This is a genomic window from Herbaspirillum robiniae (genome assembly GCF_002213415.1).
GTDB lineage: Bacteria > Pseudomonadota > Gammaproteobacteria > Burkholderiales > Burkholderiaceae_D > Herbaspirillum > Herbaspirillum robiniae.
In genome coordinates this window covers 164,324-178,622 of sequence record NZ_NJGU01000008.1, presented here as the reverse complement: position 1 = coordinate 178,622, position 14,299 = coordinate 164,324, and the positions used below count along the sequence as shown (strand labels likewise).

Below are 14,299 nucleotides of genomic sequence, written 5' to 3'. Positions count from 1 at the left end.
ATCGGAGACTTCCCTGTCGCAGCTGTTGTGCCGGCTGAAAACTTCCTAGCTTTGCCGGAAGCTGCTCCATAGTTATTTCATGTTCAGGCCATGAGCTCCCACAGAGCTGGGAGGGAGAGGGCCGCAGATAGTAATGCGCGCTTACTAGGAATTGTTCGGCGCTTGTATATCAAAGAGCGCATTTTGATCAAAAAGGGCGCCCGCCCTAGGCTTGGCGCCCGACGCAACATAGTCCCTCGCTGTATTCGCACCCAAGTGAGCCGCCCCTCACATATCGCAAGGCGTTCCATCGCTCGGAGCAGTGCATTCGGCAGCCTCCAGCCCTGCCAGCAAAGAAGACCCCAAAGTAGCTATCCCGGACTTGAAAGAGGTGGGGTATTAGGATCGCACGATCCACATGACACCTTTGGTAGCAATGGCAGGTTGGGGAAATAGCGGGTGCAAATCTGCACTCAACTCAATAACGAGACTCCGAGGGCGTGCGGCTCCGCCCGTTCGTTTCCTTTACGCGACAAGTTTAAAGTTGGGCGCTTTTTGCACCTGCGCGGCTTTCTGCGAACCCGTTTGGTGCGCGGCGCTGGGGAAATCCACGCTGAAACGGCGCTTTCAGCCTGGCACATACATTGCTTTGAAAAGGGAAAACGGTTTTTATATAAATCATCAGTTTATATATGGAACAAAATAGATCATTTTGTTCGGGAATATCTGCTATATTCAATGCACATATCTCCCATATATAAATTGTTGTTTTATATATGGAACGTTTCGGTGCCCGGCTGGAGACACCCGCTCGATAGAAGCGGCAAGCCGGGAAGAATAGCTGGGGCGCCACAAGGCGCCAGGCCAATCAGCAGAGGCAACATGATCGAAATCGAATTCCGCAAGGTCGGCAAGAGCTTCGTCGACCGCCAGACGGCGCAACCCCGCGCTGCCGTCACCAACGTTAACCTGTCCATCAAGAGTGGCGAGGTGGTCTCCATCATCGGCCCCTCCGGCTGCGGCAAGAGCACTCTGCTCAACATGGGCGCCGGCCTGTACCTGCCTACCGAAGGCGAAGTCTTCGTCGGCGGCGAGAAGGTGACCAAGCCGGTGCGCAAGGTCGCCTTCATGCTGCAAAAGGATCTGCTCATGCCATGGCGCAATATCCGCGCCAACGTCACCCTCGGCTTGGAGATCGATGGCATGGCCCAGGCCGAGCGCCGCCGCATCGCCGACGAGCTGCTGGCCAAGTGCCATCTCAAGGGCTTCGAGGAGCACTATCCGTACCAACTCTCCGGCGGCATGCGCCAGCGCGCCGCACTAGCTCGCACGCTGGCCGTTGATCCCCAGGTGCTGCTGCTGGACGAGCCGTTCTCGGCGCTGGATGCGCAGACCAAGATGGTGCTGCAGCAAGACCTGGCCAAGATGCTCTACGAGAAAAAGAAGACCGCGCTCTTCATTACCCACGACCTGGTGGAAGCCATCGCCCTGTCGGATCGCCTGCTGGTCATGAGCGAGCGTCCCGGCACCATCGTCGAGGAAATCACAGTCGACCTGCCGTTCCGCGACAACCCGCTGGAGCGTCGCAAGCTGCCCGAAATCGGACCACTGCAAGGGCGCCTGATGGAACTGCTCAAAGTGGGCAAGGAAACCGCCGAGCTGCACTGATTCAAGCCGCAACCTACGTCAACGAAGACCCCAAAGGGAGAGCTGGAAACATGAAAAAATTGTTCGCATCCGCCTGTAGCGCGCTGGCCCTGACCGCCGCCATCGGCGCCGCCGTCGTGCCTGCCGTTGCCCACGCCGCACCGGAAGAAGTTACTTACCTGTTGCCTGCCCCGCCGAACTCGCCGGCCTTCGCGCCCTGGGTGCTGGCCCAGCACAAGGGCTACTACGCCGACGAAAACCTGAAGGTCAGTTTCATCGTGGCCAAGGGCGGCGTCGACGTCGCCAAGCAGATCGGCGCCGGCAACGCCGTCATCGGCGGCGCCATCGGCGACACCCCGATCGTGGTACGCGCCAACGGCATTCCCGTGAAGGCCATCGCTGTGCTGGGCGCCGGCTCCGTGACCATGGTCGCGGCCAACCCGGCTGACGGCATCAAGGGCCTGAAGGACCTGAAGGGCAAGACCGTCACCGTCATGTCCTATACCGACACCACCTATTACGCCTTCCTCGGTAGCCTGAAGACCGCCGGCCTGACCAAGACCGACGTGCAGATCCAGGCCGCCGGACCGGCAGGCGTGTGGCAGCTGTTCACCTCAGGCAAATCGTCGGCCTTCGCCGGTGTGCCTGACTGGGTGGTCAACTCCACTGACGCCGGCGCCAAGGTCGAGCTGCTCGACAACGGCGGCTTCAAGAGCATGGCCCAGGCCATCCTGGCTTCCGACGACACCATCAAGAAGAACCCCGAGCTTTTGAAGAAGCTGGTGCGCGCCACCCTGCGCGGCATGCAGGACATCATGAAGGACCCCAAGGCCGCCGCCGACGACTACGTCGCCGCACTGCCCACTTACAAGGGCAAGGAAGCCAGCATTCAGTCCACCTTCGAGATGTACAACAAGTACGTCTACGCCAACCAGAAGACCCTGGGCCAGATCGACTCTGGCCGCATGGACGCGGTGCAGAAGTTTTACGTGAGCGAAGGCATCGTCACCAAGGCCACGCCGGTCAACGACCTGTTTACCAATCAGTTCGTCGGAGTGGCGAAGTAATCATGAATACCACGACAGCGAAAGACCTGACCATGCCCACCCCCGAGCCCGCCGTACCAGCGCGCCGTCCGGCGATCACCGAAAAAGCCCGCACCGTGTGCGGCAGCCTGGCCCTGCTGGTGTTGTTCATCGCCGCTTGGCAATGGGGTCCGGGTTTGCTGGGCATGCCCGAATACATCCTGCCCAACTTCATGCAGGTGGTGCGCGAATCGGTGGTGATGTGGAACAACGCCCAATTGCTGCAGCACTTCGGTATCACCGCCATGGAAGTAGTGCTGGGCTTTTTCTTCGGCGCTCTGCTGGGCCTGGCCGTGGGTGTGGCCCTGGGCCTGTCGCCGCGCGCCGAGGCCATGCTCTCGCCTTACATCTTGGCGCTGCAGATCGCGCCCAAGGTGGCCTTCGCGCCGCTGTTCGTGATGTGGCTGGGCTACACCATCTATCCCAAGATCATCGTCGCGGTACTGATCGTGTTCTTCCCGATCATGATCAACGTGCTCTCCGCGATCCGCACCGTCGACCCCGACATGGTCAACCTGGTGCGCACGCTCAACGCCGGCCGCTGGCAGATCTTCCAGCTGGTCGAGTTCCGCTCCGCTTTGCCGGCGCTGTTCTCCGGCTTGCGCATCGCCTCCACGCTGTCGGTGATCGGCGTGACCGTGGGCGAACTGGTGGGCGGCAACCAGGGCCTGGGTTACCTGCTGGTGGACGGCGAAGGGCAGGGCAACACTGCCGCCGTGTTCGTCTCCATCGTGGCGCTGACCCTGATCGGCGTGGTTACCTATGGCGTGGTGGTATGGGCCGAACGCCGTGTCCTGCATTACCTGCCCAAAGCCAATACCAGCACCGTCTGATCCAACCACAACAGGAGCGAATTCATGTCCGTAGCAAGCACGGCAACCCTTTTGGCGGGACGGCGCATTCTGGTCACTGGCGCAGCGCGCGGCCTCGGCCTGGCGTTCGTCGCCGCCATCGCCGAAGCGGGCGCCGCCGTGGCCATGGCTGACATTCTGCAGGAACAGCTGGGCAAGTCGGTGGCCGCGCTGAAAGAGCGCGGCCTGAAGGTCGAAGGCTTCGCCGTCGACCTGGCCGATCCGGCATCGATCAAGGCCTGCGTCGCCGCCGCCACCGGCTGGCTGGGCGGCCTGGATGGCCTGGTCAACAACGCCGCCATCACCAATTCCGGCGGCAAGAGCAGCGAACAGCTGGAAGTGGAGATGTGGGACCGCGTCATGGATGTTAACGTGCGCGGCACCTGGCTGATGACCAACGCCTGCCTGCCGGCGCTGCGCGCCTCGGGCCGCGGCGCCATCGTCAACCTGTCGTCGGACACACCGCTGTGGGGCGCGCCCAATCTGCTGGCCTATGTCGCCAGCAAGAGCGCGGTGATCGGCATGACCCGTTCGCTGGCGCGCGAGCTGGGCGGCGACAACATCACCGTCAACGCGGTGGCACCCGGCCTGACCCTGGTGGAGGCCACCGAGTACGTGCCGCAGGCGCGCCACCAGACCTATTTCGACCGCCGCGCCATCCAGCGCGACCAGTTGCCGGAGGACGTGTGCGGCGCCGTCGTGTTCGCCTTGTCGGACATGTCGCGCTTCTTCACCGGACAGGTGATGGCGGTCAACGGCGGTTTTGTCCTCAACTAAGGCTTTCCATCATTTATTGCAAGGAGAACAGCATGACCGACATGTCCGAACAAGAAAACATCGCCCGGAGCTGGGATCGCCCCGAAGGCGCCAGCTTCGCCGACTGGATGGAGTCGCGCGTGGCGCGCCTGTCCACGCGCAAGTACGACTGGAACGCGCTGAAGTTCCAGGCCGACTACGACCCCAAGTTCCGCCGCGCGCAGATGCGCTACATCGGCACCGGCGGCACCGGCGTGTCGCACGACACCAACGTCATCCCGTCCGAGCACTTCACCTTCTCGACCATGATCATCCCGGCCGGCCACGAAGGCCCGCCGCACCTGCACATCGACGTCGAGGAAGTGTTCTTCGTCCTGCGCGGCAAGTTGAAGCTGGTGCTGGAAAAGGACGGCGAGCGCTTCGAAACCATCCTGACTGACCGCGACGTGGTGTCGGTGCCGCCGGGCGTGTACCGCGAAGAGATCAACATCGGCGACGAAGACGCGCTGATGTGCGTGATGCTGGGCGCCAAGAAGCCCATCACCCCGACCTATCCACCGGAACATCCGCTGGCCTCGATCAAGCGCTGATCGCACCGACCTCCACGCCATGAACGCATCCGCCACCGTCACCTGCGCCGAAGAGCTGAAGGACCAGCTCGCGCTGCTGGAAGGCCGTTTCGCCGAACGCACCGTCGCCGTCGACGGCGGCGTGGCCTCCTACCGCAGCTGCGGCACGGGACCGGCGGTGGTGCTGCTGCACGGGATCAGCTCGGGGGCCGCATCCTGGTTGCAGTGCGCGCTCAGGCTGGAGGCGGGCGCCCGCGTGATCGCCTGGAACGCGCCCGGCTACGGCCGCTCGACGCCGTTGCCGATGGCGCGTCCGAAGGCGTCCGACTACGCCGCGCGGCTGCAGCAGATGCTGCGCGCGCTGGAGATCACCGACTGCGTGCTGGTCGGCCACTCGCTGGGGGCGCTGATGGCCGCAGCCTATCTTGCCGGCGGCGACCGCCGTGCGCGGCGCGTGTTGCTGGCCGATCCGGCGCAGGGCTACGGCGCGCCGGGCAAGCGCGAACGTGCGCGCGAAGTGGAACAGGAGCGCCTGGGCGCGCTGGCCGCGTTGGGCATCGAAGGTATGGCCGCCAAGCGCTCGCGCCTGTTGTCGGAGCACGCCGCCGAAGTCCATCACGCCTGGGTGTGCTGGAACATGCAATGGCTGGATCCGGCCGGCTACACCCAGGCCGTGCACCTGCTGTGCGGCGACGATATCGACGGCTACCTGAGCGTGGCGCCGCGGCAGGGCCTGTCGGTGGCTTGCGGCGCGCTGGACGTGGTAACCACGCCGCAGGCCAGCGAGCAGCTGGCGCAACGCCACGCGCTGCCCTTCAGGCTGGTGGATGCCGCCGGCCACGCCTGCTACATCGAACAGCCGGCGGCCTTCGCGGCGCTGATCCGCGAACAATCCGAATAACCCAACCAAGAACAAACAATCATGAACAAACCAGTGCTGCCAGAAGAAGAATCGCAAGACAAGTATTCCGTGCCCGGCTTGGAACGCGGCCTGCGCCTGCTGTGCGAATTCAGCCGCCAGGACAAGACCCTGGGCGCGCCCGAGCTGGCGCGCCGCCTGGACGTGCCGCGTTCGACCGTGTTTCGCCTGCTGGCCACGCTGGAGCGCATGGGCTTTGTCGAGCGCACCGACGGCGGCCGCGAATACCGCCTGGGCATGTCGGTGCTGCGCCTGGGCTTCGAATACCTGGCCTCGCTGGAACTGACCGAGATCGGCCGCCCGCTGCTGGACCGCCTGCGCAACGAGATCGGCTACTCCTGCAACCTGGTGGTGCGCGACGGCCGCTCCATCGTCTACGTCGCCAAGGCGGTCACCCAGACCGCCTTCACCAGCCACGTCAATGTCGGCACCCGCCTGCCGGCGCATGCCACCGTGCTGGGCCGCGTGCTGCTGGAAGACCTGACCCTGCCGCAACTGCGCGAGCTGTATCCGGAAGAGCACCTGGAGGTCTTCTCCAGCAACACGCCCAAGACCGTGGTCGAGCTGTTCGACATGGTCCAGGCCGACAAGGAGCGCGGCTTCGTGCTGCAGGAAGGTTTCTTCGAGACCAGCATCTCCACCGTGGCCGCGCCGGTGCGCGACCACTCCGGCCTGGTGGTGGCGGCCATGGGCGCCACCATTCCGTCGCCGCACATCGAGGCCAGCCAGCTGGACGGCATCGTCGCCCGCGTGCGCGACACCGCCGGCGAACTGTCGCGCCTGCTCGACCATTCGCCCGAGAAGTCGGACGGCAAGGTCGTCAACATATGGCGGAGCTGAGATGGCCATGACTTCCCTTCAAGGCAAGGTGGCGGTAGTCACCGGCGGTTCGTCGGGCATCGGCCTGGCCACCGTCGAGCAGCTGCTGGAGGCCGGCGCCGCCGTCGCCTTCTGCGGCCGAGACGCCGACCGCCTGCAACAGGCCGAGGCCGCGCTGCGCGAGCGCTTCCCGCAGGCCCGGTTGTACACCGCGACCTGCGACGTGCTGTCGCAGGAACAGGTGCAGGCCTTCGCCGCCGCCGTCGAGCGCGAGCTCGGCCCGGTCGCCATGCTGGTCAACAACGCCGGCCAGGGTCGCGTCTCGACCTTCGCCGACACCGCCGACGAGGCCTGGAGCGAAGAGCTGCGGCTGAAGTTCTTCTCGGTGATCTACCCGACCCGCGCCTTCCTGCCGCAGTTGCAGAAGAGCAGCGCGGCGCACGGCGACGCCGCCATCGTCTGCGTCAATTCGCTGCTGGCGACCCAGCCCGAGCCGCACATGGTGGCCACTTCCGCCGCCCGCGCCGGCGTGCACAACCTGGTGCGTTCGCTGGCCACCGAATTCGCCAATGGCGACGCGCCCCGGGTGCGCGTCAACGGCATCCTGATCGGGCTGGTCGAATCCGGCCAGTGGCGCCGCCGCTACCAGGCGCGTCCTCCCGAACAGCAAGACCAGAGCTGGCAGCAATGGGCCGCTGCGCTGGCGCAGAAAAAGAATATCCAACTCGGCCGTCTCGGCCTTCCCCAGGAAGCCGCGCGCGCGATTCTGTTTCTCGCTTCGCCGCTTTCCTCGTACACAACAGGCAGCCATATCGATGTTTCAGGAGGACTTTCCCGCCATGCCTAATACCACCAACCAAGTAACCGTGGGCTGCGCCATCGCCGCCTTCCTCGAGCAAGTCGGCGTCAAGGCGGCGTTCGGCGTGATCTCGATCCACAACATGCCGATCCTCGACGCCTTCGGCGAGCGCGGCAAGATCCGCTTCATCCCGGCGCGCGGCGAAGCCGGCGGCGCCAACATGGCCGACGCCTGCGCCCGCACCACCGGTGGCCTGGGCGTATGCCTGACCTCGACCGGCACTGCCGCCGGCAACGCCGCGGGCGCCATGGTCGAAGCATTGACCGCCGGCACCCCGCTGCTGCACCTGACCGGCCAGATCGAAACGCCTTACCTCGACCAGAGCCTGGCCTATATCCACGAGGCGCCGGACCAGCTGACCATGTTGAAGGCGATCTCCAAGGCCGCCTTCCGCATCCGCAGCGTGGAGACCGCGGTAAGCACCATCAAGCTGGCCGTGCAGACCGCACTGACGCCGCCGATGGGGCCGGTGTCGGTGGAAATCCCCATCGACATCCAGGCCGCGCTGATCCCCATGCCGTCCGACCTGCAGCCGCTGGCAATCCCGCAGAACGTGCCCTCCGAGCGCGCCCTCGACGAACTGGCCGAGCGCCTGCTAAAGGCCAAGCGTCCGCTGCTGTGGCTGGGAGGCGGCGCGCGCCATGCCGGCGCACAGGTGGAGCGCCTGCTGCAACTCGGCTTCGGCGTGGTCACCAGCACCCAGGGCCGCGGCATCGTGGCCGAAGACGATCCGCGTTCGCTGGGCGCCTTCAACCTGCACAAGCCGGTCGAGAATTTCTACCAGAGCTGCGACGCCATGCTGGTGATCGGCTCGCGCCTGCGCGGCAACGAGACCCTGAAGTACGAACTGAAGCTGCCGCGCCCGCTGTACCGCGTGGACGCCGACCCGGCCGCCGAAGGCCGCTGCTACACCAGCGACTACTTCGTCTGCGGCGACTCCGCGCTGGTGCTGCAAGGCCTGGCCGATCGCCTGGCCGCACTCAAGGTCGACCCGGCCTTCATGGGCGACCTGAAAAAGGCGCGCGACACCGCCGTGGGCGGCCTGGTCGATGGTCTCGGCCCCTACAGCGCGCTGGTCGAGCAACTGCAGAAGGCGGCCGGCCGCGAATTCAACTGGGTGCGCGACGTCACCGTCTCCAACAGCACCTGGGGCAACCGTTACCTGCGCATCTTCGATCCGCGCGCCGGCGTGCATGCGCTGGGCGGCGGCATCGGCCAGGGCCTGGCGATGGGCATCGGCGCGGCCATCGGCGCGGCCGTCACGCAGTCGGGCAAGAAGACCTTCACCCTGGCCGGCGACGGCGGCTTCATCCTGAACCTGGGCGAACTCGCCACCGCGGTCCAAGAGCAGGCCGACATGGTCATCGTGCTGATGAACGACAAGGGCTACGGCGTCATCAAGAACATCCAGGACGTGCAATACGGCGGCCGCCGTCATTACGTCGACCTGCACACGCCGGACTACGAACAGCTGTCGGCCGCGCTGAAGCTGCGTCACAAGCGCATCAGCAATCTCGCCGACGTCGCCGCCGGCCTGGACGAGGCGCTGTCGCAGAAGGGCCCGTTCCTGCTGGAGATCGACATGCTCTCCATCGGCAGCTTCAAGACCGCCTTCGCCGGCCCGCCGGTCAACGAGAAGGAAAAGGCCGCCGCTGCCGCCGCCGCCGTGGTCGAAGCCGCCACCAACGCCGCCACGGCGGCATAAGGAGCCGGTCATGCTGCACGTTTCGATGATCGGTTGCGGCGCCATCGGCGCCGGCGTGATGGAGATCCTGAAGTGCGATCCCGAGGTCGCCTTCGACATGGTGGTGGTGCCCGAGGCGCACATGGACAGCGCGCGCGGCGTGGTGTCCTCGCTGGCGCCGGCGGCCAAGGTGGTCACGCGCCTGGGCGACGAGCGGCCCGACTTGCTGATCGAGTGCGCCGGCCACCAGGCCATCGGCGAGCACATCATCCCCGCGCTGGAACGCGGCATCCCCTGCATGGTGGTGTCGATCGGCGCGTTGTCCGAACCGGGCCTGGTGGAAAAGCTGGAGGCCGCTGCCCGCGCCGGCAAGACCCAGGTCCAGCTGCTGTCGGGCGCGATCGGCGCCATCGACGCGCTGTCCGCGGCCAAGGTGGGCGGGCTGGAGTCGGTGGTCTACACCGGCCGCAAGCCGCCGCAGGCCTGGAAGGACACGCCGGCCGACGGCCCCTTCGACCTGGTCGGCCTGAAGGAAGCCACGGTGATCTTCGAAGGCAGCGCCCGCGAAGCCGCGCGCCTGTATCCCAAGAACGCCAACGTCGCCGCCACGCTGTCGCTGGCCGGCCTGGGGCTGGATCAGACCCGGGTGCGCCTGTACGCCGACCCCGGCGTCACCGAGAACGTGCACCACGTGGAAGCCAAAGGCGCCTTCGGCGGCTTCGAGCTGACCATGCGCGGCAAGCCGCTGGCGGCCAATCCCAAGACATCCGCGCTGACCGTGTACAGCGTGGTGCGCGCGCTGGGCAACCGTGCCCACGCGCTGTCGATCTGATCGAGTTGAACCGGACATGATGAACCTGAACGAGACCCTGCCCATCTGCGTAGCCGGCCAATGGCGCCTAGGCGGCGGCGACCGCTACGCCACGCTGTACCCGGCTACCGGCGAAGCGGTGGCGCACCTGAACGCGGCCAGCGTGGCCGACGTCGAGGAAGCCATCGCCGGCGCCGACCTGGCCTTCCGCACCAGCGGCTGGGCGCAGAAGAAACCGCATGAGCGCGCCGCCGTGCTGTACCGCGTGGCCCAGCTGATCCGCGAACGCGGCGAGGAGCTGGCCCAACTGCAGCGCCTGGACAACGGCAAGCCGATTACCGAGACGCGCAACCTGGTGGCCAGCGCCGCCGGCACCTTCCAGTTCTTCGCCGCCGCCTGCGAAACGCTGGAGGAGACGATCACCCCCATGCGCGGCGACAACCTCACCATGAGCGTCTACGAACCGATGGGCGTGGTGGCCGCGATCACGCCGTGGAATTCACCGATCGCCAGCGAAGCGCAGAAGATGGCGCCGGCCCTGGCCGCCGGCAACGCGGTGGTGGTCAAGCCGGCCGAGGTCACGCCGCTGGCCGCGCTGGAACTGGCGAAGATCTGCATCGAAGCCGGCGTGCCGGCGGGCCTGATCAGCGTGCTGCCGGGCAAAGGCTCGGTGATCGGCGACGCCATCACCCTGCATCCGCTGGTCAAGCGCGTGTCCTTCACCGGCGGCACCACTACCGGCAAGCACATCGCCCACATCGCCGCCGACAAAATGATGCCGGTCTCGCTGGAGCTGGGCGGTAAGTCGCCCACGATGGTGTTCGACGACGCCGACCTCGACCACGCGGTGGCCGGTGTGCTGTACGGCATCTTCAGCAGCTCGGGCGAGTCCTGCATCGCCGGTTCGCGCCTGTTCGTGGCGCGCGGCGTGTACGACAGCTTCATGGAACGCCTGGCCGCCGGCGCGGCCGCACTGCGCGTGGGCGACCCGGCCGACGAGCGCACCCAGATGGGGCCGCTGATCACCGCGCGCCACCGCGAGGGCATCGAGCGCTACGTCGACATCGGCATCACCGACGGCGGCCGCATCCGCACCGGCGGCACGCGTCCGCAGGGCGCGGCCTTCGAGCGCGGCTACTACTACACCCCGACCATCATCGAAGGCGTGACCAACGACCAGCGCATCTGCCAGGAAGAGATCTTCGGCCCGGTGCTGGTGGCCATGCCCTTCGACGACGAAGAAGCGTTGATCGAACAGGCCAACGACAGCGTCTACGCGCTGGCCGCCGGCATCTGGACGCGCGACTACAAGAAGGCGTGGCGCATCGGCCGCGCGGTCCAGGCCGGCAATGTCTGGATCAACACCTACAAGCAGTTTTCGATCTCGACGCCGTTCGGCGGCTGGCGCGACAGCGGCCTGGGCCGCGAGAAGGGCCGGCTGGGCATCCTGCAATACATGGAGCAGAAGGCCATGTACTGGGGCATGAACGAACAGCCGCTGCCGTGGGCCGGCCTGCCGGCCTCGCAATGAACAGGAATCAGGAGAAGCACATGGACGTATTAGGTATCGACGAAATCATCTACGGCGCGGACGACCTGCCCAAGTGCCGCCAGTTCTTCCTCGACTGGGGCATGGTGCTGGCGCAGCAGAGCGCCGCCGAGCTGGTGTTCGAATCGCAGAACGGCTGCCGCGTGATCGTGCGCGACAGCGGCGATCCCAGCCTGCCGCCGGCCATCGAAGCCGGCCCGACCCTGCGTGAAGTGGTGTGGGGCGTGTCGTCGGACGCGGTGCTGGACAAGTTCGCCGGCCGCATCAAGCAACTGCAGGGTTACATCAACGACGGCAAGCGCGTCGGCTGCACCGATCCCAACGGCCTGGCGGTGCGCTTCCAGGTCTCGGTCAAGCGCGACGTGCAGGTGCAGTGCGCACGCATGAATACCTGGAACGAGAAGAACCGCATCAACGAACGCAGCCCGGTCTACGAGCGCGCCGCGCCGATCGAGGTCGGCCACGTGGTGTTCTTCGTCAAGGACGTGAAGGCTTGCGAGAAGTTCTACTGCGAGAACTTCGGCTTCGTGCCGTCCGACCGCTATCCGGAGCGTGGCGCCTTCCTGCGTTGCGCCGACGTCGGCGGCCACCACGACATCTTCCTGCTGCAACCGCCGGAGGCGCGCTCGGGCCTGAACCACGTGGCCTTCACCGTGCGCGACATCCATGAGGTGTTCGGCGGCGGCATGCACATGTCGCGCAGCGGCTGGGACACCCAGCTCGGCCCCGGCCGCCATCCGATTTCCTCGGCCTACTTCTGGTACTTCAAGAACCCGGCCGGCGGCCTGATCGAGTACTACGCCGACGAAGACCAGCTGGACGAGCACTGGGAGCCGCGCGACTTCGAGCCGGGCCCGACGGTGTTCGCCGAATGGGCCATCGACGGCGGCATCGACGGCAACACGCGCCGCCAGAAGAATGCGCAAGGCCCCAGCGGCAAGTTCTTGACCGATCGCGCGCCGGCCGGCAAATAAGCTCACAGCAAAGAGGAAAGCACATGTCCTTCAAGATCGGAATCCTGGGCGCCGGCATCGGCGGCCTGACCGCCGCCATCGCCCTGCAGCGCGCCGGCCACGAGGTGGTGGTGTACGAGCAGTCCAAGCAGTTCCTGCGCGTGGGCGCCGACATCAACCTGACGCCCAACGCGGTGCGCGCGCTGGACGGCCTTGGCATCGGCGAAGCCGTGCGCAAGACCGCCGCGCGCCCGACCCACCGCATCAGCCGCACCTGGAACACCGGCGAGGAAACCTCGCGCCTGGCCATGGGCGACACCGCCGAACAGAAATACGGCGCGCCGCAGCTGACCATCCATCGCGCCGACCTGCTGGCCGCGCTTGCCGAGGTGTTCCCGCTGGAGCAGGTGCGCTTCGCCAAGCGCGCCGAGAAGGTGGAGCAGACTGCCGCCGGCATCGAACTGGCATTCGCCGACGGCAGCCATGACCGCGTCGACGTGCTGATCGGCGGCGACGGCATCCACTCGGCCGTGCGCACCGCGATGTTCGGCGCCGAGAAGCCGCGCTTCACCGGCGTGGTGGCGTTCCGCGCGGTGGTGCCGGCGCACAAGGTGGCCGGCGTGCCCAACCTGCAGGCCTTCACCAAGTGGTGGGGCCCCAACCCGGAAAGCCAGATCGTCACCTTCCCGCTCAATCGCGGCGAGGACATCTTCATCTTCGCCACCACCGCGCAGGAGACCTGGCACCTGGAGTCCTGGACCACCCCGGGCAGCGTGCAGGAACTGCGCGACAGCTACGCCGGCTTCCACCCCGACGCCACGGCGCTGCTGGACGCCTGCGACGAAGTGCTCAAGACCGCGCTGTACGAACGCGATCCGCTGCCGGCCTGGGCCAAGGGCAACATGGCGCTGCTGGGCGATGCCTGCCACCCGATGATGCCTTTCATGGCGCAGGGCGCCGGCATGGCCATCGAAGACGCGGTGGTGCTTGCGCGCTGCCTGGTCACCGTCTCGACGCTGGACGAGGTGGCAAGGTCCTTGCATGTCTATGAGCAGCTGCGCATGGCGCGCGCCTCGAAGATACAGATCGGTTCGCGCGGCAACAACTGGCTGCGCGAAGGCGGCAACGCCGACTGGGTGTACGGCTACGACGCCTGGAAGGTGCCGCTGCAGCCGGAACCCGAAGTCGCGACCGCCTGACGCCCGGAGTCGAGATGAGCCAAGAGAAACAGCCGGACACCATGCTGCTGACCATCGTGTTGAAGCATGACCAGTCCAAGAACCTGGAAGACATCCAGTCGCACATGAAGAAGATGGACTGGTGGGAGCGCTTTCCCGTCGAAGGCACCCGCGTGGTGTCGTGGACCGTGGCCATGGGCCTGGGCCAGATCGTCACGCTGGAACTGCCGCCGGCGCTGCTGCCGCTGGTCAACGTCGAGCTCGAACGCTCGGCATGGGGCGTGTTCCGCACCGAATGCTACCCCAGCTACGATTTTGTTCCCGTGCGTGAGCGTATCCGCGAGCGCGTCAGAAATGGAGGCCAATGATGGTTGCAACAGTCACAGACGTTTATCTCAATCCGCACCAGGCGCGCCGCCGCCCGCCGACCCAGTATGAAGACCTGCTGGGCGACTCCATCGAGCGCGCCTACGCCGCCGGCGTGCATGAACTGGACGCCCTGGTGGCGCACCTGAACCGCACCGGCCCGAGCTGCCCCTACAACGGCGGCGTGTGGACCGAACAGAACTACCAGGAAGAAATCGCCCGCCTGGCCGCGTGAGCCATCCGCGACCAGCGCCAGCCAACAGGAGAGACCAGA

General features: G+C 66.1%; 15 protein-coding genes. All 15 read left to right on the top strand.

Annotated features, from left to right (window positions below):
- Nucleotides 1-861: 861 nt before the first annotated feature.
- From CEJ42_RS16105 to CEJ42_RS16035, 15 genes are read left to right on the top strand one after another with little or no spacing between them, the layout of a single operon-like run.
- The gene (locus CEJ42_RS16105) at nt 862-1,647 is read left to right on the top strand and encodes an ABC transporter ATP-binding protein (protein ID WP_088751773.1); all 786 of its coding nucleotides are present in this window, start codon (nt 862-864) and stop codon (nt 1,645-1,647) included.
- Between the two features lie 50 nt (nt 1,648-1,697).
- Entirely contained in the window at nt 1,698-2,693 is a 996-nt protein-coding gene (locus CEJ42_RS16100; RefSeq protein ID WP_088751772.1) for an ABC transporter substrate-binding protein, read from the top strand.
- Nucleotides 2,694-2,695: 2 nt separating this feature from the next.
- A complete protein-coding gene (locus CEJ42_RS16095) occupies nt 2,696-3,544 on the top strand; it encodes an ABC transporter permease (protein ID WP_207760444.1) in 849 nt (282 codons plus the stop codon).
- A 24-nt stretch (nt 3,545-3,568) separates the two neighbouring features.
- Complete coding sequence (locus CEJ42_RS16090) at nt 3,569-4,339, top strand: SDR family oxidoreductase (protein WP_088751771.1); 771 nt, start codon at nt 3,569-3,571, stop codon at nt 4,337-4,339.
- A 32-nt stretch (nt 4,340-4,371) separates the two neighbouring features.
- Complete coding sequence (locus tag CEJ42_RS16085; protein ID WP_088751770.1) at nt 4,372-4,908, top strand: cupin domain-containing protein; 537 nt, start codon at nt 4,372-4,374, stop codon at nt 4,906-4,908.
- Between the two features lie 19 nt (nt 4,909-4,927).
- Entirely contained in the window at nt 4,928-5,788 is an 861-nt protein-coding gene (locus tag CEJ42_RS16080; RefSeq protein WP_088751769.1) for an alpha/beta fold hydrolase, read from the top strand.
- A gap of 21 nt (nt 5,789-5,809) precedes the next feature.
- The gene (locus tag CEJ42_RS16075) at nt 5,810-6,646 is read left to right on the top strand and encodes an IclR family transcriptional regulator (RefSeq protein ID WP_088751768.1); all 837 of its coding nucleotides are present in this window, start codon (nt 5,810-5,812) and stop codon (nt 6,644-6,646) included.
- 1 nt (nt 6,647) lies between these two features.
- On the top strand, nt 6,648-7,472 hold the full coding sequence (locus CEJ42_RS16070) for an SDR family oxidoreductase (protein ID WP_088751767.1): 825 nt from the start codon (nt 6,648-6,650) through the stop codon (nt 7,470-7,472).
- The gene (locus tag CEJ42_RS16065; RefSeq protein ID WP_088751766.1) at nt 7,465-9,189 is read left to right on the top strand and encodes a thiamine pyrophosphate-binding protein; all 1,725 of its coding nucleotides are present in this window, start codon (nt 7,465-7,467) and stop codon (nt 9,187-9,189) included. Before CEJ42_RS16070 ends, CEJ42_RS16065 begins: the two co-directional genes overlap by 8 nt.
- A 10-nt stretch (nt 9,190-9,199) precedes the next feature.
- On the top strand, nt 9,200-10,000 hold the full coding sequence (locus CEJ42_RS16060) for an aspartate dehydrogenase (protein ID WP_088751765.1): 801 nt from the start codon (nt 9,200-9,202) through the stop codon (nt 9,998-10,000).
- Between the two features lie 19 nt (nt 10,001-10,019).
- Nucleotides 10,020-11,510, top strand: coding sequence for an aldehyde dehydrogenase (locus CEJ42_RS16055; protein ID WP_207760448.1), 1,491 nt, complete (start codon nt 10,020-10,022; stop codon nt 11,508-11,510).
- Nucleotides 11,511-11,530: 20 nt separating this feature from the next.
- On the top strand, nt 11,531-12,502 hold the full coding sequence (locus tag CEJ42_RS16050; RefSeq protein WP_088751763.1) for a VOC family protein: 972 nt from the start codon (nt 11,531-11,533) through the stop codon (nt 12,500-12,502).
- Between the two features lie 23 nt (nt 12,503-12,525).
- The gene (locus tag CEJ42_RS16045; protein ID WP_088751762.1) at nt 12,526-13,680 is read left to right on the top strand and encodes an FAD-dependent monooxygenase; all 1,155 of its coding nucleotides are present in this window, start codon (nt 12,526-12,528) and stop codon (nt 13,678-13,680) included.
- A 14-nt stretch (nt 13,681-13,694) separates the two neighbouring features.
- Nucleotides 13,695-14,027, top strand: coding sequence for a hypothetical protein (locus CEJ42_RS16040; RefSeq protein WP_088751761.1), 333 nt, complete (start codon nt 13,695-13,697; stop codon nt 14,025-14,027).
- Nucleotides 14,027-14,260, top strand: coding sequence for a recombinase-like helix-turn-helix domain-containing protein (locus tag CEJ42_RS16035; protein WP_088751871.1), 234 nt, complete (start codon nt 14,027-14,029; stop codon nt 14,258-14,260). Before CEJ42_RS16040 ends, CEJ42_RS16035 begins: the two co-directional genes overlap by 1 nt.
- Nucleotides 14,261-14,299: the final 39 nt, after the last annotated feature.